Source organism: Variovorax sp. 10N412, from assembly GCF_056394985.1.
The window spans coordinates 1,041,865-1,066,225 of the sequence record NZ_JBFTIO010000001.1; the positions used below are offsets into that span (position 1 = coordinate 1,041,865).

22 protein-coding genes are annotated in these 24,361 nt (G+C 70.0%); 10 read left to right on the plus strand and 12 right to left on the minus strand.

Going from position 1 to position 24,361, the window contains the following annotated elements:
• The first annotated feature begins 19 nt into the window (after window positions 1-19).
• Window positions 20-628 carry a hypothetical protein gene (locus tag AC1DJH_RS05145; protein ID WP_478184928.1) on the plus strand — a complete coding sequence of 203 codons (609 nt, stop codon included), beginning with the start codon at window positions 20-22 and terminating at the stop codon, window positions 626-628.
• An 18-nt stretch (window positions 629-646) separates the two neighbouring features.
• Here AC1DJH_RS05145 and AC1DJH_RS05150 read toward each other — a convergent pair whose 3' ends face one another.
• The 4 genes from AC1DJH_RS05150 to AC1DJH_RS05165 all read right to left on the minus strand — a co-directional run bounded on the left by AC1DJH_RS05150 (window position 647) and on the right by AC1DJH_RS05165 (window position 6,319).
• Window positions 647-1,087 carry a helix-turn-helix domain-containing protein gene (locus tag AC1DJH_RS05150; RefSeq protein WP_478184998.1) on the minus strand — a complete coding sequence of 147 codons (441 nt, stop codon included), beginning with the start codon at window positions 1,085-1,087 and terminating at the stop codon, window positions 647-649.
• Between the two features lie 133 nt (window positions 1,088-1,220).
• The gene (locus AC1DJH_RS05155; protein WP_478184929.1) at window positions 1,221-2,198 is read right to left on the minus strand and encodes a tripartite tricarboxylate transporter substrate-binding protein; all 978 of its coding nucleotides are present in this window, start codon (window positions 2,196-2,198) and stop codon (window positions 1,221-1,223) included.
• A gap of 27 nt (window positions 2,199-2,225) precedes the next feature.
• Window positions 2,226-3,533: an alpha/beta hydrolase family protein gene (locus AC1DJH_RS05160; protein ID WP_478184999.1), complete on the minus strand. Its 1,308-nt coding sequence runs from the start codon at window positions 3,531-3,533 to the stop codon at window positions 2,226-2,228.
• A 62-nt stretch (window positions 3,534-3,595) separates the two neighbouring features.
• Window positions 3,596-6,319, minus strand: a complete 2,724-nt coding sequence (locus tag AC1DJH_RS05165) for a tannase/feruloyl esterase family alpha/beta hydrolase (protein ID WP_478184930.1) — start codon at window positions 6,317-6,319, stop codon at window positions 3,596-3,598.
• Window positions 6,320-6,449: 130 nt separating this feature from the next.
• Here AC1DJH_RS05165 and AC1DJH_RS05170 point away from each other — a divergent pair, with 130 nt between their 5' ends.
• Both AC1DJH_RS05170 and AC1DJH_RS05175 read left to right on the plus strand, forming a co-directional pair.
• Window positions 6,450-7,370: a LysR family transcriptional regulator gene (locus tag AC1DJH_RS05170; RefSeq protein WP_472116320.1), complete on the plus strand. Its 921-nt coding sequence runs from the start codon at window positions 6,450-6,452 to the stop codon at window positions 7,368-7,370.
• The gene (locus AC1DJH_RS05175) at window positions 7,367-8,353 is read left to right on the plus strand and encodes a Bug family tripartite tricarboxylate transporter substrate binding protein (RefSeq protein ID WP_478184931.1); all 987 of its coding nucleotides are present in this window, start codon (window positions 7,367-7,369) and stop codon (window positions 8,351-8,353) included. The genes AC1DJH_RS05170 and AC1DJH_RS05175 overlap by 4 nt, the downstream gene beginning before the upstream one ends.
• Here AC1DJH_RS05175 and AC1DJH_RS05180 read toward each other — a convergent pair whose 3' ends face one another.
• On the minus strand, window positions 8,354-8,917 hold the full coding sequence (locus AC1DJH_RS05180) for a putative glycolipid-binding domain-containing protein (protein ID WP_478184932.1): 564 nt from the start codon (window positions 8,915-8,917) through the stop codon (window positions 8,354-8,356).
• Window positions 8,918-9,038: 121 nt separating this feature from the next.
• Here AC1DJH_RS05180 and AC1DJH_RS05185 point away from each other — a divergent pair, with 121 nt between their 5' ends.
• The 3 genes from AC1DJH_RS05185 (at window position 9,039) to AC1DJH_RS05195 (ending at window position 11,672) form a co-directional block, all read left to right on the plus strand.
• A complete protein-coding gene (locus tag AC1DJH_RS05185) occupies window positions 9,039-9,677 on the plus strand; it encodes a YiiX family permuted papain-like enzyme (RefSeq protein WP_478184933.1) in 639 nt (212 codons plus the stop codon).
• A 115-nt stretch (window positions 9,678-9,792) separates the two neighbouring features.
• The gene (locus AC1DJH_RS05190) at window positions 9,793-10,980 is read left to right on the plus strand and encodes a Y-family DNA polymerase (protein ID WP_478184934.1); all 1,188 of its coding nucleotides are present in this window, start codon (window positions 9,793-9,795) and stop codon (window positions 10,978-10,980) included.
• Between the two features lie 11 nt (window positions 10,981-10,991).
• Entirely contained in the window at window positions 10,992-11,672 is a 681-nt protein-coding gene (locus AC1DJH_RS05195; RefSeq protein ID WP_478184935.1) for a TIGR02117 family protein, read from the plus strand.
• Window positions 11,673-11,682: 10 nt separating this feature from the next.
• Here the strand turns inward: AC1DJH_RS05195 and AC1DJH_RS05200 are convergent, their stop codons facing one another.
• Window positions 11,683-12,744: a purine-nucleoside phosphorylase gene (locus AC1DJH_RS05200; RefSeq protein ID WP_478184936.1), complete on the minus strand. Its 1,062-nt coding sequence runs from the start codon at window positions 12,742-12,744 to the stop codon at window positions 11,683-11,685.
• A gap of 147 nt (window positions 12,745-12,891) precedes the next feature.
• On the opposite strand from AC1DJH_RS05200, the gene AC1DJH_RS05205 reads away from it, so the two are divergent.
• A complete protein-coding gene (locus AC1DJH_RS05205; RefSeq protein ID WP_478184937.1) occupies window positions 12,892-14,145 on the plus strand; it encodes a DNA topoisomerase IB in 1,254 nt (417 codons plus the stop codon).
• Here AC1DJH_RS05205 and AC1DJH_RS05210 read toward each other — a convergent pair.
• The 5 genes from AC1DJH_RS05210 to AC1DJH_RS05230 all read right to left on the minus strand — a co-directional run bounded on the left by AC1DJH_RS05210 (window position 14,088) and on the right by AC1DJH_RS05230 (window position 20,099).
• Window positions 14,088-14,768: a hypothetical protein gene (locus tag AC1DJH_RS05210; RefSeq protein WP_472116297.1), complete on the minus strand. Its 681-nt coding sequence runs from the start codon at window positions 14,766-14,768 to the stop codon at window positions 14,088-14,090. The genes AC1DJH_RS05205 and AC1DJH_RS05210 overlap by 58 nt on opposite strands.
• Before the next feature lie 171 nt (window positions 14,769-14,939).
• Complete coding sequence (locus AC1DJH_RS05215; protein WP_435435151.1) at window positions 14,940-15,119, minus strand: DUF3606 domain-containing protein; 180 nt, start codon at window positions 15,117-15,119, stop codon at window positions 14,940-14,942.
• A 114-nt stretch (window positions 15,120-15,233) separates the two neighbouring features.
• Window positions 15,234-16,730: a class I adenylate-forming enzyme family protein gene (locus AC1DJH_RS05220; protein ID WP_478184938.1), complete on the minus strand. Its 1,497-nt coding sequence runs from the start codon at window positions 16,728-16,730 to the stop codon at window positions 15,234-15,236.
• A 3-nt stretch (window positions 16,731-16,733) separates the two neighbouring features.
• Window positions 16,734-17,729 carry a Bug family tripartite tricarboxylate transporter substrate binding protein gene (locus tag AC1DJH_RS05225; protein ID WP_478184939.1) on the minus strand — a complete coding sequence of 332 codons (996 nt, stop codon included), beginning with the start codon at window positions 17,727-17,729 and terminating at the stop codon, window positions 16,734-16,736.
• Between the two features lie 42 nt (window positions 17,730-17,771).
• Window positions 17,772-20,099: an acyl-CoA dehydrogenase gene (locus AC1DJH_RS05230; RefSeq protein WP_478184940.1), complete on the minus strand. Its 2,328-nt coding sequence runs from the start codon at window positions 20,097-20,099 to the stop codon at window positions 17,772-17,774.
• Between the two features lie 139 nt (window positions 20,100-20,238).
• Between AC1DJH_RS05230 and AC1DJH_RS05235 the strand changes: the two genes are divergently transcribed.
• Genes AC1DJH_RS05235 through AC1DJH_RS05245 form a run of 3 tightly spaced genes read left to right on the plus strand, consistent with a single transcriptional unit; the run spans window position 20,239 to window position 23,574 of the window.
• Entirely contained in the window at window positions 20,239-21,021 is a 783-nt protein-coding gene (locus AC1DJH_RS05235) for a citryl-CoA lyase (protein ID WP_478184941.1), read from the plus strand.
• A 13-nt stretch (window positions 21,022-21,034) separates the two neighbouring features.
• Window positions 21,035-22,198, plus strand: coding sequence for an acyl-CoA dehydrogenase family protein (locus AC1DJH_RS05240; RefSeq protein WP_478184942.1), 1,164 nt, complete (start codon window positions 21,035-21,037; stop codon window positions 22,196-22,198).
• Between the two features lie 14 nt (window positions 22,199-22,212).
• A complete protein-coding gene (locus AC1DJH_RS05245) occupies window positions 22,213-23,574 on the plus strand; it encodes an MmgE/PrpD family protein (RefSeq protein WP_478184943.1) in 1,362 nt (453 codons plus the stop codon).
• Here the strand turns inward: AC1DJH_RS05245 and AC1DJH_RS05250 are convergent.
• Window positions 23,543-24,289, minus strand: coding sequence for an arylmalonate decarboxylase (locus tag AC1DJH_RS05250; RefSeq protein WP_478184944.1), 747 nt, complete (start codon window positions 24,287-24,289; stop codon window positions 23,543-23,545). The two genes, AC1DJH_RS05245 and AC1DJH_RS05250, sit on opposite strands and share 32 nt — an antisense overlap.
• Window positions 24,290-24,361: the final 72 nt, after the last annotated feature.

Genomic DNA, 24,361 nt, shown 5'->3' on the forward strand with positions numbered 1-24,361 from the left:
GCCTCCGAGGGGAAGAGGCATGAAGTCAAAGTTGGAAACCGTGGCGGTGTATGGCACCGCCGTGCTCATTTGCGGCGCGTTGATCGGCGTCTTCGCGGCCTATCCGCCGGTCACGCCCGGGGATTGGGCCGAATGGGCGCAGGCCTTCGGGTCGATTGCCGCCGTCGGGCTGGGCCTGTGGGTCGTGCAGCGGCAGCGCGGGCTGGAAGCGCAGCGGCATGCGGACATGGCATCGGCGGCACGGCTTTCGCTGCACCAGGGGGCCTTGCAACTGGTCGACGCAGTCCACAAGGTCGCCGAGAAGGTCAAGTCGCACCCCGACGAAACCGCGCTCGACCTGCTGCACCTGTCGCTCGAACTCGAGGGCGTGACGGCGGCGCTGGCGGCGGTGGACCACCTGCGCTTCGACATGCCGCGTGCCATCGATGCATTGCTGGTGGCGCAGGCATCTTCAAGAAAACTGCTGGCGCACCTGCAGCGCGCCTATGACCTGTCGCTCGACGGGCGCGGGCACAAGTGGGCGCCGGTGAAGGAGTTTGCAGAGCAGGCGAGCGATGCCGTCAAGCCGCCGATGGAGGCGCTGCGTGCGGAACTCGAGCAGGCGCGGCAGGCTTCAATGCCTGCCTGAACCTCTGATTCGGTGCCGTTATTCGGCGCCGAGCCGCTCGGCCACTTCGTGCTTTCCAAGCCCACGCACGGCAGCCAGGCTCTCCAGTTGCGCAGCCCGGGGGCGTGCCTTGCCCTGTTCCCAGTGGTAGATCGTCTGGCCCGACACGCCCACCAGCTTTCCATAAGACGCAGCGGAAATACCCAGCTTGGTGCGATGCGAGGCCAACCGGCCCGCGCTGAAGCGCCGCTTGGTGCCGCCTTCGTCCGCCTCGTCGCTTTCGCTGGCGCGCGCGCTGCGCGTCGCGCCCTTGGCAACGCTGCGCAGTTCCTTTTCCAACGCACTCACCTGGCGGCGCAACGCGGCAATGGCCGAGCGGTGCTGTACAGATGCCTTCTTGAGGGTCTCGATTTCCACGCGCACTTCCTTGCGGGCGACGCGTGAAATTTCGGATTTAAGGATCGATGCAATGTTTGGCATGCTGGCATTGTGCCCAGCAAATGTGAACTCGCGAAAAGAATGCTGAATTTCCGAGCAATTCAAACTTGGAACTTTTGATCGCGCCGCAAGGATCCCGCACCGCGCGCAACGGCGTGCCGATAGCGGGTAGCGATCAGTCCGCGTACACGCCGGCCGCCTTGATGACCGGCGTCCACTTCGCGATTTCATCGATCACGAACTTCTTGTGGCCTGCCGGTTCGATGCGCCCGTCGGTGGCCACCACCGCGCCCAGCAGTTCTTCGCGGCGGATGAAGTCCGGGTCCTTCAGCGCCACCTTCAGTGCGTCGTTCAGCTTCTTCAGCACCGGCGCCGGCGTGCCCTTGGGCGCATACAGGCCGTGCCAGATCGTGACCTGGAAGTTCTTCAGACCGGCTTCGTCCAGCGTGGGCAGGTCTTTCAGCAGCGGCAGCGTGAGGCGGTGCGGGGTGGTCACCGCATAGGCCTTGACCTTGCCGCCCTGGATCTGCGGCGTGGTGTTGGTGGTCTGGTCGCACAGCAGGTCGATCTGCCCGCCGATCAGGTCGGTGATGGCGGGTGCGGTGCCCTTGTAGGGCACGGGTGTCATCTCGGTCCTGGTGGCGCTCTGGTACAGCAGGCCGCACAGGTGCGACGCCGAGCCCACGCCCGCGTTGCCGATGTTGATCTTGCCCTTGTTCGCGGCAATCCAGCTCGCCAGTTCCTTGTGGTTGGTGGCCGGGATGCTGGGCTTGGCGATGAGCGTCATGGGCACGTCGTTGACGATGCCCAGGTACTCGAAATCGGTCTCGACCTTGAACGGCACGTTGCGCACCAAGCTCGGCACGGTCGCCATGGCGATGTGGTTCAGCAGCAGCGTGTAGCCGTCGGGCGTGGCACGCGCCACCTTGGCCGCGCCGATGGAGCTGCCCGCGCCGGGCACGTTGTCGATGATGACGGTGCCGCCACCCAGCGGCTTGCGCAACGCCTCGGCCAGGTCGCGCGCGACGCGGTCGGTCGGGCCACCGGCCGCGAAGGGCACGATGATGGTGATCGACTTGCTGCCGGGAAAGTCCTGCGCGTGGGCAGCGACGGCGGCAGCGGCGAGCGCCGCGAGAGCGAACAGTTTTTTCATGGAGTCTCCATAACGTGGAAAAGAAAATCAGGGCGCGCGCGCGGGCACGCGGCTTTCGAGCGTGGGCGGTTGCCACGCGGGCTGGATGTGGCAGCCGTTCTTGCCGTCGGTGTCGTAGCGCGCCGCGAGCGCCTTGCAGCGTTGCGCCAGGCCTTCGGGCGTGGGCTTCTCGCCCTTGTCGATCCAGTCGAGCAGCGCGGCGAAGAGCGCGGGGTATTCCGAGTCGCTCAGGTAGCTGTGCTCGCGCTCGCTGCTGAAGCTCTGCACCAGCAGGCTGCCGGTGCCGGCCGCGTCGCGGATGCGGCGGTACGCGTTCTCCAGTTCGACGAAGGCGGTCGGGTCGTCGATGGCATGCAGGCCCACGGTGGGCAGCGCGGTGCGGCCGGTCGGCTGGCTGTCCGCCGCCAAGGCACCCATGGCCTGCGGGTCGGCCGCGTAGCGCGCCACGCCGGCATTCAGCGCCGCATCGTCGGCCGAGCCGGTGTACACCACGCCGATGTTGCCGAAGGGGTTGCGCCCGTCCAGGCGCTTTTGCACCAGGTCCTGGAACAGCCAGGTCGCCCACGTGAGGTGGCCGAGCAGCGAGCGCTCCTGGATCTTCACGACCGACAGGATGGTCTTCAGGTGCGCCGCCTGCTCGGGCGTGCGCTGCGCGGCGGGCAGGCCGACGCCGGTGCATTCCTTCACGCGCTCGGCGAGGTCGGCGCGCGTGAGCTTCGAATCCGCCGGCAGGCCCATCCACAGCGGGTACTGCGGCTCGTCGGGGCGCGGATGGTTGCGGCAGACGTACTGGTAGACCACGCGCAGGTCGAGGCGGAAGTCGTAGTTGCTGTTGCCGCCGCCGATCACGCCGCTCGTGAGCAGCAAGCCGTCGTAGGGGCTCTTCGCATCGCCGGCGGGCGCATACAGTTCGGCCGCCTTCGCGGCCACGCCGCCGCCGTAGCTCTGGCCGTGCAGCAGCGTGCGGCGCGGCTGGCCGAAGTAGCGCACGAAGACCCGGCGCAGGCGCTCGGTGTCTTCGGCCGCCATGGTCACGCCGTAGCCGCCGCGCCGGTAGGTGGAGCCGGCCCAGGCGTAGCCGGCCTTCACGGTGACGGCCCAGCGCTTGAGGTCTTCCTCGCTGCGCGCCAGCTTGGGCGGCCCGGTCTCGGGGCCGCCGTGGGCGTGCATGACGAGCACGCCCTTGCCGTCCCTGGCCCAGTCCTTCGGAATGGCGATCCAGTACAGGGCGCCCGTGCCGTCGTCTCCGGTGTAGCAGCGCGCGGCGTCGGGCACGGGCGAGGGGCAGGCCGCGGCCTTGGGCGCGGACGGTGCTGCCGCATGTGCGGACAGCATCGGCGCCAGGCCGAGCAGGGCGAATGCCGCGATGACTGTCAGGTGATGGCCGTTTGCCTTGTTCAATGCCGTACTCCGAGTTCCAGCGCCGCATTCGTGCCCGGGTTGGAAACGAATGCGAGAACGCCGCTGTTGAAAATGAAATTGCCCGGCCGGCCTGCATCGGCCTGCACGACGCCGGGCACGGGCGTGTCGTAGCTCAGCACCGCGGCCGCACCGGCGAGATTGAACCCGCTGCCGGCCACCGTGGCATCGTGGTTCTCGCCCTTGACACTGACCAGCGCATAGCTGCCGTCGGCCGCGCCGGTCACCAGGCTCTGCTGCAGGCCGAACACGCGCAGCCCCGCATTGGCGGCCGACTCGCGCACCAGGTGCAGCGGCACGGCAACGCCATTGACCAGCCCGATCACCATCGAGCCGGTGAGCGTGCCGCCGGTGGTGACGGCGCTGCCCGTGGGCGAGGTGGAGAACAGGTCGAAGGCGCCATGCGCGGCGTTGTAGTTGATGTAGCCCTTCTCGGTCTGCGTGCAGGCGGCGTCGTAGGTGACGAAGCGGCCGGTGACCGCGTCGCGGCAGTACTGGAAAGTGCCCGCATTGCGCAGCCGCACCGAAGATGCATGCGCCGCCGTGCCGCCCGTGCCCTGCTGCACGCCCACCGCATTGAAGACGGCCGCCACCGGGTTGAACACCGCGGGCGCCGCCGTGTTCTCGAAGGTGTTCTGGAACGCCACCAGCGGTGCGAAGCCGCCGCCGCTCGGGGCGTTCACGCCGCCCGACAGCACGCCGCCGGCGCCGAAACTGAACACCGCCCCGCTCTCGCCGCTGGCGTAGCTGCAGCTGCCCTCCGACACCAGCGAGCCGGTGCGCTGCGTGCCGGCGGCGCGCTGCAGGCTTGCATCGATGGTCACGGTATAGGCCATGGTGGCCGGATCGATCTGCACGCGCAGCTCTTCGCCGAAGCTGTTGCCGCCCTTGTAGCTGGTCACGGAGGCGGGCAGGTTCGGGCAGGCCAGCGGGTCGCCGACTTCGGTCACGCAGCTGTAGTTGACGGCCGCGTCCAGGCTGCCGCTGCCGCGGTACTTGGGCCATGCCGGAAACTGGCACAGCGGGCGCGTGCGGCCGTAGGTGCCGGCCACCGCATCCACCGCCACGCCGGTGGCGGGCGCGAGCCCCCCTTCCACCCAACCCTCGAGCGCGGCCAGCGAGTCCCAGTTGGGAATGAAGCTGCCGGTGCCGTGGCCCATGCCGGGCACGGTGTAGAAGCGCACGTTCTGGTCGACCGCCGCCTGGCCCACCGTGGCGAGGAGCTGTTTGTAGTAGTCGATGGTCGAGTTCGGGCTGATCACCTCGTCGGCCAGGCCGTGCAGCATGATGAGCCGGCCGCCATGCGCGAAGAACGGCGCCAGGTCGGGGTTGGTCGCGTCGGTGAGGTTCGACACCTCGGTCACGCGCGCCGCGTAGGCACCCGGGTCCAGCGGGTCGAAGCCGAGCGTGTCGAAGCCGGCGATGCGCGTCACGAAGTACTTCACCCACTGGTCGCCGGTGAGGTACACGTTGGCGTCGGCCGAGGTGGCCGGATTGCCCGGCACCTTGCGCGTGCCGAGGTCGCGCGAGGTGTACGGGCCCGCCACCAGCGCGCCTTCGAGCAGGTTGTAGCCGCCCGCGCGCCTCACGCCGTTGGCCAGCGCATAGGTCGTGAAGTCCAGCGGCGACTCGATGGTGCGCACGGTGGCGATCTGCGCGTCCGACAGGCAGCTGTCGCCCGTGTCGGTGCCGCCGCTGCAGCGCAGCGAGGCCAGGACCTGCGCGTTCAGCAGGCGGCAGCTTTCCACGTTGCTCACGATGTTGTCGGCCGCGCCGTCGAGCCTGTCGCAGGCCTGCATGGCGGCCTTCTGCACCAGCAGCGTCTTGGCCACGTTCATCCAGCCCGCGCCGCCGTTGGCGTACAGCGCGCGCCCCACGGCCACGTTCGACAGCCGCGTGCCGGTGTAGTTGAGCGCGGGTTCGTTGGCGATCACGCCGTCGTAGTCCAGCGGCCAGCGCTGGATGTAGCTCAGCGCGTCGCGCCCGCCGGTCGAGGTGCCGAGGAAGTAGGCATGCTTCGGCGCCACGCCGTAGCGCGCGAGCACCAGCGCCTGCGCCACGTCGCGCGTCTTCTTGAGCGAATTGCCGCCGTAGTTGGCCAGTTGCTCGTCGTTGGCGGCGAAGCGCCCGTCGGTGATGCTGCCCGACTGGTGGCCCGAATCGTCGCCGTAGGTGGCGTAGCCCAGCGCCAGCGGCGCGGGCTTGCCGGCGGGGCCGAAGCGGATGACCTCGGTGCCGTCGATGAGCACGCCGTCGAAGCCGCCGCCCCCGAAATGGATGGTCTTGCGGTTCCACTGCTCGGGCAGGTTGACCGCGAAGTTGATGACCGACGCGCTCGCGTCCACGGGCTGGATGGTGCCGCGCACGCGGCAGTGGTCGCCGAGTGTGTTGCCCGCGTCGCCGGCGGCCACGGGCGTGGCGCTGGTGACGGTGGCGCCTTGCGTGGGCAGGCCGATGAGCGCCGCGGGCAGGCTCTTGCCCGACAGGTCGGCGCAAGCGACGACCGGCTGCACGGGCGGAGCCGGCAGGTTGTCCGGTGGATCGTTGGCCGGCGGGGCGCTGCCGGCGGAAGGCGCCGTCGGCAGGAAGAAGCCTGCTCCGCCTCCCCCTCCGCTTCCGCCGCCACAGGCAGCAAGGACCAGCGACAGGCCGGTCGCGCAAAGGACAACACGAAACTTCGGTGCGGGGCGCGGTGTGCGCATGGGTTTGTCTCCGTCGTGCGGCCTCGGTGGGCCGCTTTTTGAATGGGCGGCCGGACGATAGATTCACGGGTGACTTAGGGTCAAATAAAATAAAGTGGCACTCGCTATATAAAAAACATATGAGAGACACATGGACATCCGGGCGCTGAGGTACTTCGCCGCCGTGGCCGAGACCGGCCACATGACGCGCGCGGCCGAGCAGCTGGGCATCCAGCAGCCGCCGCTGAGCCTGCAGATCAAGTCGCTCGAGCGCGAGCTGGGCGTGCTGCTGTTTCGCCGCCATCCGCGCGGCGTGGCGCTCACCGACGCGGGCCGGCTGTTCCAGGCCGAGGCGTTGCGCATGCTGCAGGACATGGAGGCCATGAAGCAGCGCATGGCGCACGTGGCCACCGGCCAGGCCGGCACGCTGGCGGTCGGCTTCACCAGCTCGGCCGCGGCGCACCGCTTCATGCCCGAGGCGCTGCGCGCGTTCCGCCGCGCGTACCCGAAGGTGGCGCTGCAGCTGCGCGAAGACAACGCGGCCGAACTCACCGAGGCGCTGGCGGCAGGCCGCCTGCACTGCGGCCTGCTGCGCGTGCCGGTGGCGCGGCCCGAGGGGCTGGTGTTCGAGACGCTGCTGCGCGAACCGGTGTGGGTGGCCATGCCCAGCGACCACCGCCTGGCCGTGGGTCGGGGCAAGGGCTCGCGCGCGCTGCCGCTGGACAGGCTGTGCGAGGAAGGCATCATCCTCGTGCGGCGCCCGGGCGCGCCCGGCCTCTATGCGGACCTGCTCGCGCTGTGCCACGCCAAGGGCCTGCGCCCGCGCGTGGTGGCCGAAGTCGATCGCATGATGACCAACCTGAACCTCGTGGCCGCCGGTGTCGGCCTGTCGGTGGTGCCGGCCTCGATGACCGGCGTGCACGCGCACGCGATCGCCTATGCGCGGCTGGCCGACGGCGGGCAGCTCGACGCGCCGCTCACGCTGGTGTCGCGCGCCGAGGAAGACAACCTGCCCGCGCGGCACTTCGCCGCCTTGCTGCGCCGGCTGGCCTCCGAGAGCCCGGAGCCATGAGCCCGCTTCGGCGCCGCGCGTTCATTCGACAGGCAGGCACCGCGCTGGCCGCCGTGTGCGCCACGCCGCGCCTGCTGCACGCCGCGGGCCCGAACCGCCCGTTGCGCCTGATCGTGGTCTACCCGCCCGGCGGCGTGAGCGACGGCATGGCGCGCGTGCTGGCGGAGCCGCTCGCACAGGCGCTCGGCGTGCCGGTGCTCGTCGAGAACCGCCCGGGCGCGGGCGGCAGCCTGGGCATGGACGCGCTCTCGCGCGCCGCGCCCGACGGCAGCACGCTGGCCTTTTCCGCCATCAGCCCGCTCACGCTGCACCCGCTGCTCGCGCGCGTGCCCTACGACCCGCTGCGCGGCTTCGTGCCCGTGGCCAGCGTGATGCGCACGCCGGTGCTGGTGGTCGGCACGCCGGCCTTCACGGGGCGCGGTTTCGGCGAACTGATCGCGCAGGCGCGCCAGCAGCCGGGCGCCGTGCGCTGGGCCACGTCGGGCGTGGCCACCATCGGCCACATGGTGCTGGCGCAGGTGCGCATGCAAAGCCGCACCGACATCACGCACATTCCCTACCAGGGCGGCGGGCCGCAGCTCAACGATGCGCTCAGCGGGCAGTTCGAGGTGCTGTCGACCAACGTCGCGGCGCAGCAGCTGCAGTACATCGAGAGCGGGCGCTTCCAGGCACTGGCGGTCGGTGCGCCCGCGCGCATCGAGGCGCTGCCCGCGGTGCCCACGCTGGCGGAACTGGGTTTCGAGAAGGCCAACCGCGACTCGCTGTTCGGCATCTTCGCGCCGGCGCGCACGCCGGCGGCGCTGGTGCAGCGGCTCAATGCGCAGGTCAACCGGGTGCTCGGGAGCGAAGCGGTGCGCGAGCGGTTGCGCGGTGCGTACAACCTGCCGGCGGGTGGAAGCAGCGACGACTTCGTGCAAGAAATCGCCGCCGACCGCCGGCGCAACCGCGCGCTGGTGGCGGGGGATCGGTCGCAGTTCGACTGATCAGTTGTCGGCGGCCCAGAGCCGCGGATAGTCGCGCACAAAGCCGTCTTCAGTGACACCCAGCGTGGCCGCATAGTCGAAGCGCTTGGCTTCGTAGGCGTATTCGCCGTCGCCCGTGCGCCGGTAGCGCTGCGCCAGCTCGCTCAGCACGCCGCCGCCCTCCAGGTCGACCCAGGCGGCCGGCGCATCGGCGCTCTCGCCCTGTGCCAGGTTGAGCCGGCGCAGCTGCAGCAGGTTGGTGGCGGGCGTGAAGCCCAGGTCGAGGTCCACGCAGTGCGACAGGTCGGGCACCGCCTCGTCGTTGAGCTTCCAGTGGCCGCGCGCGTCGCGGGCAATCGACAGGTCGACCGCCGCATCCCCCAGCCAGCCGCGCACCGTGCCCCATTGCGTGTGCCAGTGCAGGTCGCAGCGCACGCGGTAGTGCAACTGGCCGATGCGCCCGCCTTCCAGGCGGAACACGGCCGCGCCGTCGAGCTGCCAGGCCGAGGCGTTGCGTTCGAGACGGCAGGCATCGTGACCCGGTGCGTCGAGCCTGCGCCAGAGGATGGAGGCGACGGTTTGCATGGCGCGGATGATGGCACCGCCATGCTGCAGTGCGCAAGCAATGACCCGCGGCGCCCGCAGGTGGCGGTCAGGTTCGCGGTTGCCTGGCTAGGCGCGAGGTGTGCCGCACAATGCGCGCCACATGACCTTCAAGCTCCCCGCGGCGCTGGCGCTGCCTCTGTCCGCAGCGCTCGCGCTGCTCCTGTACGCCCTGCCCTTCGGCACCAGCCACGCCGCCGCGCTGAAAGACGGCGACATCGTCTTCCACACCTCGCGCTCGGCCCAGAGCGTCGCGGTGCAGCGCGCCACCGGCTCCCGCTACAGCCACATGGGCATCGTGCTGTTGCGCGGCGGCAAGCCCTACGTGTTCGAGGCGGTGCAGACCGTGCGCTACACGCCGCTGGCACAGTGGACGGCGCGCGGCAACGGCGGGCACTACGTGGCGAAGCGGCAGCGCAATGCCGACGCGCTGCTGACACCCGGCGCCATCGCGCGCCTGCACGCGAAGACCTCGGACTTCGAAGGCCGCCCCTACGACCTGACCTTCGAATGGTCGGACGGGCGCATCTACTGTTCCGAGCTGGTGTGGAAGCTCTACCAGCGCGCGCTGGGCGTGCGCATCGGCGAGCTGCAGAAGATCCGCGAATTCAACCTGAACGACCCGGCGGTGCGCGCCAAGATGCGCGAGCGCTACGGCGACAGGGTGCCGATGGACGAGCCCGTCATCTCGCCGGTGGCGATGTTCGACTCGCCCCTGCTCACGACCGTGGAAACACGCTGACCCAATCGCCCCGCGCGGGCGCGCGGCGCCGGGCCGGGAGACAATTGTTGCCGTGAGTTCCCAGAACCCGTCCTCCCCATTAGCGCCCCCCATCCGCCGCATCGCGCACCTCGACATGGACGCCTTCTACGGCTCCGTCGAGCTGCTGCGCTATCCGCAGCTCAAGGGGTTGCCGGTGGTGATTGGCGGCGGGCGGCGGCGCGTGGACGAGGCGATTCGCGACCTGCCCGAAGGCGGCACGCTGGCCGACATTCCGGTCGATTCGTTTCCCCGGCTCAAGGACTACACCGGCCGCGGCGTGATCACCACCGCCACCTACCCGGCGCGCCAGTTCGGCGTGGGCTCGGCCATGGGGCTCATGAAGGCCGCCAAGCTGTGCCCGCAGGCCATCATTTTGCCGGTGGACTTCGACGAATACCGGCGCTACTCGCGCGCCTTCAAGCAGGTGATCCTGGAGATTGCGCCGCTCATGGAGGACCGCGGCGTGGACGAGGTGTACATCGACTTCACCGACGTGCCCGGCGGCCAGCGCGACGGCGGGCGCTCGCTGGCGCGGTTGATCCAGAAGGCCATCCTCGACGCCACCGGCCTCACCTGCTCCATCGGCGTGGCGCCCAACAAGCTCATCGCCAAGATGGCGAGCGAGTTCGAGAAGCCCAAGGGCATCTCGGTGGTGTACGAGGGCGACCTGGAAAGCCGCATCTGGCCCCTGCCCTGCCGCAAGGTGAACGGCATCGGCCCCAAGGCCGACGAGAAGCTCAAGCGCTTCGGCATCGAGACGGTGGGCCAGCTGGCCGCGCGCGACCGCGACTGGCTCATGGCCACCTTCGGCAAGGCCACTGGCGCCTGGATGCACGAGGTGTCCTGGGGCCGCGACGACCGGCCCGTGGTGACCGAGAGCGAGCCGGTGTCGATGAGCCGCGAGACCACCTTCGAGCGCGACCTGCATGCGGTGCGCGACCGCGCCGAGCTGGGCGCGATCTTCACGCACCTGTGCGAGAAGGTGGCCGAAGACCTGCAGCGCAAGGGCTATGTGGGCAAGACCATCGGCATCAAGCTGCGCTACGACGATTTCAAGATCGCCACGCGCGACCAGACCATCGAGCGCTTCACGGCCGACGCGAAGACCATCCGCCAGACCGGCGGCCAGTGCCTCAAGCGCGTGCCGCTGGAGCGGCCGCTGCGCTTGCTGGGCGTGCGCGTGGGGGCGCTGGCCAGGGCGGACAGCCCCGAGGCGCAGGCGCCGGCCGGCCCGGGACGTGCGGCGACGCAGCCGGTGGCGACCACGGGGTCGCTGTTCTGAATGGGCCCGCGATGAAACGCTGGCTGCGCCGCGTCGCCTTCGCCTTGCTGGGCTTCGCGGCGCTGGTCGGCCTTTATGTGGCGACGGCCTGCGCGCTGATGTTCTGGCCGGCCAACGCCAAGTCGCCAGGCAAGGCCGCGCCCGAGGTGCAGGCCTGGGTGCTCAGCAACGGCGTGCACACCGACTACGTGTTCCCCATCCGCTCGGCCGCCGTCGACTGGCTGCAGGTGTTCCCGCTGCAAGACTTTCGCGCGCCGCCGCCCGATGCCGAGTTCATCGCCATCGGCTGGGGCGACCGCGAGTTCTACCTGAACACGCCCACCTGGGCCGACCTGACGGCGTCGCGCGCCTTCGGGGCGCTGTCGGGCGGCAACCGCGCGCTGTTGCATGTGAGCTACCTGCGGCGCGGGCAACTGGGGCGCGGCGCCTACGCGCTGCCGCTGTCGCAGGCGCAGTACGCCCGGTTGGTCGGCTACGTCCGAGCCGCCCTGCCCCAGGGCCGGGCCACGCCCATCGCAGGCGCGCACTACGACGACCAGGACGCCTTCTACGAGGCCAATGGCGGCTACAACCTGTTCGAGACCTGCAACACCTGGACCGGACGCGGGTTGCGGCAGGCGGACGTTGCCGTGAGCCGCTGGACACCGTTCGACTTCACGGTGACCTGGCACCTGCAAGCTGCGGCGCCTTGAGCGGTGGTGTTCAGGGCTTCGGCACGCCCACCGACCACGTCGGCCAGTTCGCGACGATGTGGTCCACCACGCGGCTGCCCACCAGCTCGATGTTTTCCACCGTCTCCGCAAAGCCGCCCGCCGTCTCGCCCGGCGCCGGGTCCAGGTGCTGCAGCGTGGTTTCCTTCGGGCTGCCCTGGTCGAAGTTGACCGCGCCGCGCAGGCTCATCACCCGGTCGGTGCCGTGGGTGCGCTTGATGACGAGGGTGATGGCGGCGGCTTCCATCTCGGTGATGACGTAGTCGTCCGCGCCGTAGAGCTTCGCGATGTACTGCGCCTGCTTCGACATGCCCGGGCCGTGGAAGAAGGTGTCGCCGGTCATGTGCGTGCCGGTGCCCACGAAGGGCGCGCGGCGGGCGGCCGCGTCGGGGTAGCGCAGGCGGTACTTGCGGGCCGACTCGGAGTCCTTGAGCGGCGTGTCGCCCGAGAGCTTCATGGCCCAGCTCACCAGGTCGGGGTTGAGCCGGAAGCGGCGGTAGTCCTCGTAGCCCTTGCGCGGCATGAAGGTCGGCTCGCCGGCCTTGTTCTCCTCGGGCGCCCAGCGGTGGCCCAGGTCGTAGTCGACCAGCCAGGTCGCCCAGCTCACCTCGCCGATGGTGCCGCGCGAAGGCGGCGTGCCGGCCACGCCCGAAATCACGTAGTAGGCCTGCGAGAAATCGAGCTGCGGGTTCAGCAGGATGGCCTGCATCGACGACGACGAATTGACCTTGCCCATGCCCAGCACCGCGCCGCACACGCCGTCGGCGTTGCAGTACACCGGCTGCAGCGCGCCCGGCACGGCCAAGGGCCTGGCGCCCTTCCAGTAGCGCTCGTACCAGTGCTGGAACTCGCCGGCGCGGTCGCCCGTGTTCTGGCCGATCTCGAACATGGCGGCGACGAAGACCTTGACCTTCACGGGTGCGGCCGGCGCCGGCGCCGATGCTGCCGGCGTGGATGTGGGTGTGGATGTGGCCGCGCACGCGGTGAGAAGCAGTGCCGCGGCGGGCACTGCCAGCCAGCGGGCGGTGAAGACGCAAGACGCGAGGGAAGTCATTCGGGTGGTCGATCGAAAGAAAAAGAAAAGGGAATGCGACGGCAAAAGCAACAAGCGCGCCCAGCGCACGGCCGGCTCTTGCGGCGTCCTACAGGCGGCCATTGTCGGCGCTGGCACAAGCGGGTTGTCGCTTCACCATCTCACCCCATGCCGGCCACCACCGTTTCTTCCGCCCCCGCTGCCAAGCCCCCGTCGAAGCCCACGCCCATCGCCAACGGGCTGGTCTACGTGAACCCCGACATGCCGGGCATCCAGCGCCTGAAACACGGCGAGCGCTTTCGCTACCGGGACGCGAAGGGCCGGTGGCTGCGCGATGTCGACGAGATCTCGCGCATCCGCATGCTGGCCATTCCGCCGGCCTACACCCAGGTGTGGATCTGCCCGCTGCCCAACGGCCACCTGCAGGCCACAGGCATCGACGCGCGCGGGCGCAAGCAGTACCGCTACCACGCCGACTGGCGCTCGATGAAGGACGAGAGCAAGTTCGAGCGCCTCGAGGCCTTCGCCCTGGCGCTGCCTCGCATCCGCGCCCGTGTGGCGCGCGACCTGCAATTGCCCCGGGGCAGCAAGACGCCCGGGCGCAGCCAGGTGCTGGCCGCGGTGGTGCGCCTGCTCGACACCACCCTGCTGCGCGTGGGCAACGAGGAATATGCGAGCACCAACGGCTCCTACGGCCTGACCACGCTGCGCAACCGCCATGCGGCGGTGCAGGGCCAGGCGCTGCGGCTGCGCTTTCGGGGCAAGAGCGGCGTGATGCACGACGCCAGGCTAGACGACCCGCGCGTGGCCAAGGTGGTGCGCCAGTGCCAGCAACTGCCCGGGCAGACGCTGTTCCAGTACGCGGACGACGACGGCGTGCCGCACAGCGTGTCGTCCACCGACGTGAACGAATACCTGGCCGAGGCCGCGCGCGGGGAACGCTTCACGGCCAAGGACTTCCGCACCTGGCACGGTACCGTGCAGGCGCTGGAACTCACCCGGCTGGCTTGCGAGCCCGGCCGCGCCGCCGCAGATGGCACCCGCTACACGGCAAAGGACATCCTGGCGGCCGTGGCCAAGCAGCTGGGCAACACGCCCGCTGTCTGCAAGAAGGCCTATGTGCACCCTGCGGTGCTGGCGCTGGGTAGCGCGCTGTCGGACGGCGACGAGGCCACGAGCGCGCTGTTCGAGAAGATCGGCGGCAGCAGCAAGGCCCGCACCTCACGCGGGCTGCATGCGGCGGAGCGCCGGATGCTGGCCTTCCTGAAGGTGCAACGCCAAGGCCAGGCGCGCGAGCGGCGTGCCACCCGGGTGGCCGTGCCCTCGCGCAAGGGCGCGGCGAAGCCGGCCAGCAACAGCAAGGCTCAGTTGCCGGTGGCCAGGACCAGGCGCACGCTGTCCGCCTCCAGCGTCACGGCATAGCCCAGGTCTTCGGCCAGGCTCTGCAGCGCGACCGCGTCGATGGCCAGGGCGCGCGGCGCACGGTGTGCTTCGAACACCGCATGCGTGGCACCCGGCTCGCGTGGCACGGCCGTGAGGCGCAGCGCATTGGCGCCGTCCGCCACGACGCGAATGGCGCCGGCGTCGTCCACGCTGTCGTGCAGGAAGCCCAGCGAACCCAGGAACAGGTAGCGCAAGGCGGCGGCGGCGGGCCAGCGCTGCTCGCCCTCTTGCGGCGCGAGCGCGTCGTCGGTCTCGAGCGACACACCGTGCAGGTCGAAGGCGGCGCGCATCAGCGTCACGCATTGCGCCACCAGCGCGCTGCGGCTGATGCCATCGTCGGTCGTGGCCAGTTCCCAGTCGCGCAGGGAACGGATAGCCTCGACCAGTTCGCTCACCTGGTTGTCGATCAGCGCCACGCGTTCCTCGCAGGCCTTGGGGTCGATGGCGGGCGCGGCGACTTGGCGCTTGAGCATCAGCAGCGCCATGCGGATCACCGAAACGGGCGCCGCCATGTCGTGGCGCAGGGCCGGCAAGGCCCGGGTCAAGAGTTCGTGGCGCACGCCGGCGGCGATCCAGCTGCGCGCGCTGGGAGAAGCTTTCATCGCGCGGCGGCCACGGGTGCAGGGTTGAACGGCACGGTCACGGTGTACTTCCTGAAACGAGAGGGGGAAATACGAGTATCGTGCCCACCCCTGGCAACGGGTGTAGGAGCGTGCCTACGATGACCACCCTGGCAGCCCGGCGGGCGCCGCACGGCGCGGCCAGGGCCCGGTTCAGGGCTTGCCGAGGTAGGTGCGCACGTCCTTCACCTCGACGCCGGCGGCGGCGATCGCCGAGCGCAGTTGCGCTTCGGTCACGCCCAGCGTCTGGGTCCAGTAGCGCACTTCGTGCAGCTCGTTCACGTTGATGCGGGCGGCGTCCTGCGGTCCGCGCTTGCTCAGGTCATCGGCCATGGTGGGTGTCCTTTGTAGAAGACCGCACGATGGCGCGCATGGCGGCACCGGGCTGGAGGACGCCGGCGCGCCTGCGTGCAGGAGAACGCCCGAAGACCCGAAGGGGCCTCCCCCTCAAGGCAGGCGGCAGCGTTCCTGCAGCGCGCGCTTGAGCAGCTTGCCGTTGGCCGTGGTGGGCATCGCGTCGATCACCTCGATGCGCGCCGGCCGCTTGTAGGGCGAGAGGTGCTCGACCAGATGGGCACGCAACGCCGCCTCGTCGAGCAACGCGCCGGGCTTGAGCTCGACGAAGGCCACGATCTGCTCGTTGCCGTCGGCCTCCGGCACGCCCACCACCGCGCACACGTGCACGCCGCCGAAGCGCCCGATCACCGCCTCGATCTCGGCCGGGTACACGTTGAAGCCCGAGCGGATGATCATTTCCTTCAGCCGCCCGACCACGAACAGTGCGCCGTCGCTGTCGAAGCGGCCCAGGTCGCCGGTGGCATACCAGCCGCCGGGGCGCGTCACCTGGGCCGTGGCGCCGGCGTCGCGGAAGTAGCCCAGCATCAGGCCGGGCCCGCGCAGCCAGATCTCGCCGGTGTCGCCCGGCGCCACATCGTGGCCGTCGACGGACACGATGCGGGCCTCGCCGCCCGCCACCGCGTAGCCCGCCGATGTGTCAGCGCGCGGCGCCTCGGTGCGCGTGAGGAACACCGAGCCCGCGTACTCCGACAGGCCGTAGCCGTAGTGCAGCGGCTGGCCGAACAAGGCCTCCACCCGCTGCTTGAGCGCCAGGTCGAGCGGCGCGGAGCCGGTGTACACGTAGCGAAGCTGCGGAAAACGCGGCGCGATGCCCTCGGCCTCGATGTGCGCGAGCAGGCGCGCATACATCGTCGGCGGGCCGAGCAGGTTCGACACCTGTTCGTGGGCCAGCGCCTGCAGCATGTCGGCCGGAGAGAAGCCGCCGCGCAGCACCAGCGACGCACCGCCCGTGAGCGCGGCCATCAGCACGGTGCCGATGCCGAAGATGTGCGTCATCGGCAGGAAGGCGTAGGCCCGGTCGCGCTCGCCCAGCGCGCGCACCTGCGCCGACACGCGCCCGAAGTGCAGCAGGCCACCGTGCGACACCATCACGCCCTTGGGCGTGCCCGAGGTGCCGGAGGTGAAGATGATCGCGGCGGTGTCGGCGAGTGCGGCGTCGGGCTCGGTGCGCGCCTGGGCACGCACGGCCGAGCGCATCACGCCCGGCAACGCGGCGGGTTGTGCACAGGCGCGTTGCGCATGCTTTTGGGCAGCCTCCGACGCGGCGACGGTGAAACAGCACAGCCGCGCATCGGCCCGATCGACGATGGCCGAAATCTCCCCCGGCGACATGCGCGCATTCACGCCGCACGACCACGCCCCCACGCGGCTGCAGGCCATGATCAGCGCGATGTGGGCGGCGCAGTTCTCCGCCACCAGCACCACGCGGTCGGTCGGCCGCACGCCGGCGTTCCGCAGGTCTTGCGCGGCCGCGTCGACCATCGCCTGCAAGGCCGCATAGGTCGTCGTGCCGCCTGGCTCGAAGAGAAAGACCGTGTCGGGCGTGCGCGCCGCGCGCGCCTCCAGCAGGTGATGAATGCGCTGCATCGCTTACTCGGCCTCGATGCCCTTGGACGCCGTGGCCCAGAGCCTGCGGTCCGACTGCCCCTTGGTCGCCAGCACCTCGGCCGCGCCCGACCACACGTCGTAGCCCTGCTCGCGCAGCCGGTTCGCGATGTCTTCGCGTGCCAGCATCTTCTGCGCGGCGGCGTTGATACGCGCGGCCAGCGCCGGGTCCATGCGCGCGGGGCCGTACAGGCCGAACCAGCCGCCCACGTCGTAGCCCGGCACGCCCGACTCGACCATGGTCGGCACGTCGGGCAGCATGCGGTTGCGCTGGCGCGAGGTCACGGCCAGCGCGCGCACCTTGCCCGACTGGATGAAGGGCTTGGAGGTGGCGATGATGTCGAACATCATGGTCACGGTGCCGCCCATCACGTCGGCCAGCGCCGGCGCGCTGCCCTTGTAGGGCACATGGGTCATCTGCACGCCGGTCATCTTCTCCAGCAGCGCGCCGCTCAGGTGGTTGGACGCACCCACGCCCGCCGAGCCGTAGAACACCTTGCCGGGGCGCGCCTTCGCATAGGCCAGCAGCTCGGCCACGTTGCGCACCGGCACGTCGTTGTTGACGACGAGCACGTTGGTGTAGTCCACCAGCGGCGCGAGGGGTGTGAGGTCCTTCATCGGGTCGAAGGCCATCCTGCGCTGCACGTTCGGGTTGATGGTGATGGTCGGGCTGGCGCCGAAGAACAGCATCGCGCCGTCCGGCGCGGCCTTGGCCACGGCGTCGCCGCCCAGCGAGCCGCTCGCGCCGGGCCGGTTGTCCACGATCACCTGCGTGCCCAGCTCCTGGCTCAGCGCGGGGGCCAGCAGGCGGGCCGCACCGTCCACCGGACCGCCGGCGGAGTAGCCGACCACCAGCTTGATGAGAGACGGCAGAGGGGGCAAGGGTTGCTGCGCGAACACGCTGGCAGGCAGTGCAGCGAGTGCCGCGCCGCCTGCCATCGCGGCCATGAGGTGGCGGCGCGAGAAGTGGGTCGATGTCATGAGCGTTGTCTCCTGTTATGAATTCTTCGGCGGCCGCATCGCTCAGGCCGGCAGGTCCAGAACCTGCCTGGCGAGGATGTTGCGCTGGATCTCGTTGGTGCCGCCGTAGATCATTGCGGCCGTGGACCCGATGAGCGGCGAGAGCACGTTGAAGGTCTGCCCGTCGAGCAACTGGTCGCCGGCGACGGCGCCCTGCTCCTCGCCCGTCTCGACCAGCAGCGCGCCGATGCGGTGAAAGGTCTCGCTGGCCCAGATCTTCAGCAGCGACACCGACGCGGGCAGCGGCTTGCCCGCGCGCACGATGTTCGCGAAGCCGGTGTAGGCGGCCGACAGGTCGAGCACGTCGAGCCGCAGCGCCGCGAAGCGCTGCGCGAACACCGGGTCGGCGAACAGGCGCCTCGCCTGCGCCAGCCGCGCGAGCTGGCCCAGCGCGTACTGCGACTGCTTGGGGCTGCCCAGAAAGATGCGCTCGAAGCCCAGCAGCGCCTTGGCAATCGTCCAGCCGCCATGCAGCTTGCCCACGAGGTTCTCGGCCGGCACGCGCACGTTGTCGAAGAACACCTCGCAGAACTCGGGCTCGCCCGCGAGCGTGTGGATCGGGCGGATGGTGACGCCCGGCGTGCGCAGGTCGCACAGCAGGAAGCTGATGCCCTCCTGCTTGCGTGCGTCCTTGCCGGTGCGCACCAGCATGAAGATGTGGTCGGCGTCCTGCGCGAGCGTGGTCCAGATCTTCTGGCCGTTGACGACGAAGTGCTCGCCCTGCGCGTCGCGCGCGGGCAGCGCCTCGGTGCGCAGGCCCGCGAGGTCGGAGCCGGCGTTGGGCTCCGAGTAACCCTGGCACCAGATGTTCTCGCCGCTCAGGATGCGCGGCAGAAAGCGCTGCTGCTGCTCGGGCGTGCCGTGCTGGATGAGCAGCGGCCCGATCATCACGATGCCCTGGTCGGGCGCACGCGCCACGCCGTGCTGTTCCAGCTCTTCGATCCAGGCGATCAGCTTGTCGGCGGGCAGGCCCATGCCGCCGTGCGCCTGCGGCCAGGCGGGCGCGATCCAGCCTTGCGCCGACAGCGTGAGGTACCAGTCGCGCATCTCGCTCCAGCGCGCGCGGTGCGACAGGTAGCGCAGCGCCTGCGGGTAGCGCTGCTGCAGAAAGGCGCGCACCATGCGGCGGAAATCGGCCTCTGGCATCGCGGACCAGTCGGCAGTGCGCGGGAACTCGCCGGTCCAGGTGGCGGCGCCGGTGGCCGCCTCGGCCTCGCCGGCCAGCACCGCATGCCGGCGCTGGTGCGCGCTGGCGTTGCCCAGCCACGCCGACAGGCACAGCACGCGCTTGTAGAACAGGCTCAGGTCGCACTCCTGCGTGTAGCCGATGGCGCCATGCAGTTGCACGCAAGCGCGCGACGCCTGCAGCGCGGCGGACGTGCAGCGCGCGTTCACGCGGCTGGCCTCGGCCTCGAGCCGTTCCGGTGCGAGCCCCTTGTCCGCCAGCGCGAGCACCTCGTCCAGCGTGGCCTGCGCCACTTCGAGGTGAATGAACATGTCGACGCAGCGGTGCTGCAGCGCCTGGAAGCTGCCGATGGGCTTGCCGAACTGCGAGCGCGTGCGCAGGTAGGCCAGCGTTTGCGCAAGCATGGCCTGCCCTGCGCCCAGCAGCTCGGCCGATTGCAGGATCTGCCCGGCCGCGAGCGCATGGCGCAGCGCGTCCTGCGCGGCCGGGCCTTCGGCCAGCACCGCACCGGGGGGCAGCGCGACCTGCTCGAAGCGCAGGTTGGAGGCCTGGCCGCCGTCGACCAGCGGCACCGGGGTTTCCGTCACGCCCTCGGTGCCGCGCGGCACCCACAGCAGCACCGCGTTGTCGTTGCCGCGCGCCGACACCAGCCAGCCGCTCGCGGCCGCGCCGGGCAGCACCATGAGCTTCTCACCCTGCAGCAGCACGCCGCCGGCGTGGCCCCCGCGCGCTTCGCAACCGCAGGCCAGCGGCACCGCGCTCAGGTCCCCGGCACTCTCCTGCCAGGCCAGCGCGGGCAGGCTGCGGCCGGCGACAAGCTCCACCAGCAGGCTGCGGGCCGGCGGTGTGTCCAGACGTGCCAGCAGCAGCGCGCTGAGACCGGCCACGGCCAGCAGCGGCTCGGGCGCCACGTGCTCGCCAGCGGCGCGCAAGACTTCGGCGGCGCCGTCGAGACCCAGCGCCAGGCCGCCGGCCGATTCGGGTGCCAGCATGCCGGGCCAGCCGAGCTCGGCGACGTGGCGCCAGCCTTCGGCCTCGTCGGCATGCGGCTGTTCCATGCCGCTGCGCCGCCGGGCGATGGCGCGGCTGCGCACGAAGTAGTCCAGGGCGGCTTCGCGCACGGCCGCGAGTGATTCGGAGTCCATGTGTGGGGTTGCCTCGTTGCGTTGCAAAGACGAACCGCAGCGTGCCCCAAGACCCCGGCGGCGGGCATTTGCATTTGCCGAAGGGAGGGTTTCGCAATCAGAGAACCTCCTCGCGCGCTGGAGGACTAGATTCGCAGCCATGACGAAAATCAAGAAATCGCTGCACACCGAGCTGGGCCACAGCACGCCGGACAAGATCACCGTGCGCGGGCGCGACCTGCCCTCCGAGATCCTCGGCCACCTGAACCTGGGCGACATGGCCTTCCTGGAGCTGACCGGGCGCATCCCGACGCCGCAGGAGTCGGTGACCTTCAACGCCATCGTCGTCACGCTGGTGGAGCACGGCATCACGCCCAGCGCACTGGCCGCGCGGCTCACCTACGCGGGCGCCCCCGAGGCGCTGCAGGCCGCGGTGGCAGCCGGCCTGTGCGGCCTTGGCACGGTGTTCGTCGGCAGCACCGAAGGCGCGGCCCGGATGCTCTACGAGGCGATTCCCTTCGGCGAGAAGCCCACGCGCCCGCTGGCCGACATGGCACGGGACATCGTGGCCGACCACCGCGCGCGCAAGCAGATCGTGCCGGGCCTGGGCCATCCGCTGCACAAGCCGATCGACCCGCGCACGCCGCGGCTGTTCCAGATCGCGGCGGAGAACGGCCTCTCCAGCCACTACGTCGCGCTGCTGCAGGCGGTGCAGGAAGAGGCCGAGCGCGTGTCGGGCAAATCGCTGCCGATCAACGCGACCGGTGCCATCGGCGCGATTGCGGCGGAGTTCGGCTTTCCGTGGAAGATCATTCGCGGCTTCGGCGTGATGGCGCGCGCCATCGGCCTGGTGGGCCACATCCTCGAGGAGATCGACGACCCGATGGCCATCGAGATCTGGCAACGCGTGGAAAAAGAGGCCGGTGGCCCGCGCTACGACTGACGAGCAACGACCGATGAACAACGCCAACGACAAGAGCTACCCCGACATCCGCGACGCCGTGCGCGACCTGTGCGCGCAGTTTCCCGACGCCTACTTCCGCAAGATCGACGAGGCGCGCGGCTACCCCGCCGAGTTCGTCGACGCGCTCACCAAGGCCGGCTGGATGGCCGCGCTGATCCCGCAGGAATACGGTGGCTCGGGCCTGGGCCTGACCGAGGCCTCGGTCATCATGGAAGAGATCAACCGCTGCGGCGGCAACTCCGGCGCCTGCCACGGCCAGATGTACAACATGGGCACGCTGCTGCGCCACGGCAGCGAGGCGCAGAAGCGCGACTACCTGCCGCGCATCGCGAGCGGCGAGCTGCGCCTGCAGTCGATGGGCGTGACCGAGCCCACCACCGGGACCGACACCACCAGGATCAAGACCACCGCGGTGAAGAAGGGCGACCGCTACGTCATCAACGGGCAGAAGGTGTGGATCTCGCGCATCCAGCATTCGGACCTGATGATCCTGCTGGCGCGCACCACGCCGCTGGCGGACGTGAAGAAGAAGTCCGAAGGCATGTCGATCTTCATCGTCGACCTGCGCGAGGCCATCGGCCACGGCATGACCGTGCGGCCCATCCTGAACATGGTGAACCACGAGACCAACGAGCTGTTCTTCGAGAACCTGGAGATTCCGGCGGAGAACCTCATCGGCGAGGAAGGCCAGGGCTTCAAGTACATCCTCGACGGGCTGAACGCCGAGCGCACGCTCATAGCGGCCGAGTGCATCGGCGACGGCTACTGGTTCATCGACCGCGTGACGGCCTACACCAAGGAGCGCGTGGTGTTCGGCCGGCCCATCGGCCAGAACCAGGGCGTGCAGTTTCCGATTGCCGAGGCGTTCATCGAGATCGAGGCGGCCAACCTGATGCGCTACGAGGCGTGCCGCCTGTTCGACGCGCACCAGCCCTGCGGCGCACAGGCCAACATGGCGAAATACCTGGCGGCCAAGGCGAGCTGGGAGGCGGCCAATGCCTGCCTGCAGTTCCACGGCGGCTTCGGCTTCGCATGCGAATACGACATCGAGCGCAAGTTCCGCGAGACGCGGCTGTACCAGGTGGCGCCGATCTCGACCAACCTGATCTTGAGCTACGTCGCGGAGCACATGCTCGGCCTGCCTCGGTCGTTCTGAAGGACGCCATTGCCATGAACCCCGTCGATCATCCGAGCAAGCTGCTCGCCACCTTCGCGGCCGAACTGCAGTTCGCCGACATTCCCGCGCCCGTGCTGCGCCGCACCGAAGACCTGATGCTCGACTGGCTGGGCTCGGTGCTCGCGGCGCGCACGGCGCGGCCCATCCGCAGCATCGAGCGCTTCGCGCAGCTGATGGGCCCGGCCGACGGCCCCAGCGAAATACTGACCTCGCGCCGCACCAGCTCACCGCTGTTCGCGGCGATGGTCAATGCCGCGGCGTCGCACTTCGTGGAGCAGGACGACGTGCACAACGGCTCGGTGTTCCACCCCGCCGCAGTCGTCATAGCGCCCGCGCTCGCGGTGGCGCAGAGCATTGGCGCGAGCGGCGCGCAATTGCTGACGGCGGTGGTCGCGGGCTACGAGGTCGGCATCCGCGTGGGTGAATTCCTAGGCCGCTCGCACTACAAGACCTTTCACACGACGGCGACGGCGGGCACGCTCGCGGCCGCCGCCGCAGTCGGTCGCCTGCTCGATCTCACGCCACAGCAGATGCTGCACGCCTTCGGTTCGTCCGGCACGCAGTCGGCCGGCGTGTGGGAGTTCCTGCGCGACGCGGCGGATTCCAAGCAGCTGCACTGCGCGCATGCGGCAACCAGCGGCCTGATGTCGGCCTACCTGGCGCAGGACGGCTTCACCGGCGCGGCGAAGATCCTCGAAGGCGCGCAGGGCCTGGGCGTGGGCATGTCGAGCGATGCAGACCCCGCGAAGCTCACCGACGGGCTCGGCACGCGCTGGACGCTGGCCGAAACCTCGTTCAAGTACCACGCCTCCTGCCGCCACACGCACCCCGCCGCCGACGCGCTGCTGCAGGTGATGACGCAGCACAGGCTGCAACCCGCCGACGTGTCGCGCGTGACCACGCACGTGCACCAGGGCGCCATCGACGTGCTGGGCCGCGTGACGGTGCCGACCACGGTGCACCAGGGCAAGTTCTCGATGGGCACGGTGCTGGGCCTGATCGCGGTGCATGGCCGCGCGGGCCTGGGCGAGTTCGACCGCGACTTTCTCGCGCCCGAGGTCTCGGCCTTCCGCGACAAGGTGGCGATGCAGCTCGACGACGAGGTCGACAACGCCTACCCCGCGCGCTGGATCGGCAAGGTCAGCGTGCACACCGCCGACGGGCGCACGCTGCAGGGCCGGGTCGACGAGCCCAAGGGCGACCCGGGCAACAGCCTGAGCCGCGCGGAGATCGAGGACAAGATGCAGCGCCTTGCGCACTACGGCGAAGGCGCCACGCCCGGCGAGGCGAAGGCGCTGTGCGAGCGCGTGTGGCAGCTGGAAGCTACGCCGCGCGTAGGCCGCTGGCTGGCCTGAACGGACTCCAGGCGAACAGCCGGCCCTGCCCGGGGGACCGCGCATCGAGCCCCGCGGTGCCCGCCAGGTCCCAGAAGCCGGCGGGCGAACTGGACACCACGGGCACTTGCAGTTGCGCCTCGACTTCGCGCACCGCATCGAGGGTGACGAGTCCGCCGCACGAAATGAGGATGCCGTCGGCGCCGGGCTGCGCCTCGAACACCTTCACACACAGGTCGACCAGCACCTGCGTGGGCACCTGGCCGACGGCCTGCACATCGGAGATCGAAAGCCCTTCCAGCGCCAGCGGCTCGAAGTCGCTCTGTTCGAGGTACTTGCGCAAATGCACGTTGACCTCGTCGATGTATGCCGTGGCGACCGCCACGCGCCGCACGTTCAGGTGCCGCAGCGCGCGGACGATGGCGTTGCTCATGGTGGTGCAGGGCAGCCCGGTGGCGCGCGCCATTTCGAGTTCGAGCTGCCGGTTGAACGCCACGCCGCGAAAGAAGCTCAGCGATGTCCCCATGAGCGAAACCGCGCTCACGCCCTCGTTCTTGAGCGCGACGGCCTTCTCGACCACGGTGTCGATCACGTCGAGGTAGCCGCGCGTCGATATTTCTCCAAGGCCCAGGCCCAGCGCGCTGAAGCGGATGCGATTGCCGTAGAGCAGCGCGCCGTCCACGGGCACTGCGCCGGCTGCTGGAGGAACGATCAGGCCCAGGTGAGGGATTGCCATGTCAATGTCTCCGGTTTGTGTTGTGCGTGCTGTCGTTCAGGGCGAGTGCACAGGCCATCGGGTACTCCCGCC

Bases quoted from the DNA above. Each gene is read 5' to 3' on its own strand.
- AC1DJH_RS05145 (WP_478184928.1), top strand. From the start codon at position 20: ATGAAGTCAAAGTTGGAAACCGTGGCGGTGTATGGCACCGCCGTGCTC.
- AC1DJH_RS05150 (WP_478184998.1), bottom strand. From the start codon at position 1,087: ATGCCAAACATTGCATCGATCCTTAAATCCGAAATTTCACGCGTCGCC.
- AC1DJH_RS05155 (WP_478184929.1), bottom strand. From the start codon at position 2,198: ATGAAAAAACTGTTCGCTCTCGCGGCGCTCGCCGCTGCCGCCGTCGCT.
- AC1DJH_RS05160 (WP_478184999.1), bottom strand. From the start codon at position 3,533: ATGCTGTCCGCACATGCGGCAGCACCGTCCGCGCCCAAGGCCGCGGCC.
- AC1DJH_RS05165 (WP_478184930.1), bottom strand. From the start codon at position 6,319: ATGCGCACACCGCGCCCCGCACCGAAGTTTCGTGTTGTCCTTTGCGCG.
- AC1DJH_RS05170 (WP_472116320.1), top strand. From the start codon at position 6,450: ATGGACATCCGGGCGCTGAGGTACTTCGCCGCCGTGGCCGAGACCGGC.
- AC1DJH_RS05175 (WP_478184931.1), top strand. From the start codon at position 7,367: ATGAGCCCGCTTCGGCGCCGCGCGTTCATTCGACAGGCAGGCACCGCG.
- AC1DJH_RS05180 (WP_478184932.1), bottom strand. From the start codon at position 8,917: ATGCAAACCGTCGCCTCCATCCTCTGGCGCAGGCTCGACGCACCGGGT.
- AC1DJH_RS05185 (WP_478184933.1), top strand. From the start codon at position 9,039: ATGACCTTCAAGCTCCCCGCGGCGCTGGCGCTGCCTCTGTCCGCAGCG.
- AC1DJH_RS05190 (WP_478184934.1), top strand. From the start codon at position 9,793: ATGGACGCCTTCTACGGCTCCGTCGAGCTGCTGCGCTATCCGCAGCTC.
- AC1DJH_RS05195 (WP_478184935.1), top strand. From the start codon at position 10,992: ATGAAACGCTGGCTGCGCCGCGTCGCCTTCGCCTTGCTGGGCTTCGCG.
- AC1DJH_RS05200 (WP_478184936.1), bottom strand. From the start codon at position 12,744: ATGACTTCCCTCGCGTCTTGCGTCTTCACCGCCCGCTGGCTGGCAGTG.
- AC1DJH_RS05205 (WP_478184937.1), top strand. From the start codon at position 12,892: ATGCCGGCCACCACCGTTTCTTCCGCCCCCGCTGCCAAGCCCCCGTCG.
- AC1DJH_RS05210 (WP_472116297.1), bottom strand. From the start codon at position 14,768: ATGAAAGCTTCTCCCAGCGCGCGCAGCTGGATCGCCGCCGGCGTGCGC.
- AC1DJH_RS05215 (WP_435435151.1), bottom strand. From the start codon at position 15,119: ATGGCCGATGACCTGAGCAAGCGCGGACCGCAGGACGCCGCCCGCATC.
- AC1DJH_RS05220 (WP_478184938.1), bottom strand. From the start codon at position 16,730: ATGCAGCGCATTCATCACCTGCTGGAGGCGCGCGCGGCGCGCACGCCC.
- AC1DJH_RS05225 (WP_478184939.1), bottom strand. From the start codon at position 17,729: ATGACATCGACCCACTTCTCGCGCCGCCACCTCATGGCCGCGATGGCA.
- AC1DJH_RS05230 (WP_478184940.1), bottom strand. From the start codon at position 20,099: ATGGACTCCGAATCACTCGCGGCCGTGCGCGAAGCCGCCCTGGACTAC.
- AC1DJH_RS05235 (WP_478184941.1), top strand. From the start codon at position 20,239: ATGACGAAAATCAAGAAATCGCTGCACACCGAGCTGGGCCACAGCACG.
- AC1DJH_RS05240 (WP_478184942.1), top strand. From the start codon at position 21,035: ATGAACAACGCCAACGACAAGAGCTACCCCGACATCCGCGACGCCGTG.
- AC1DJH_RS05245 (WP_478184943.1), top strand. From the start codon at position 22,213: ATGAACCCCGTCGATCATCCGAGCAAGCTGCTCGCCACCTTCGCGGCC.
- AC1DJH_RS05250 (WP_478184944.1), bottom strand. From the start codon at position 24,289: ATGGCAATCCCTCACCTGGGCCTGATCGTTCCTCCAGCAGCCGGCGCA.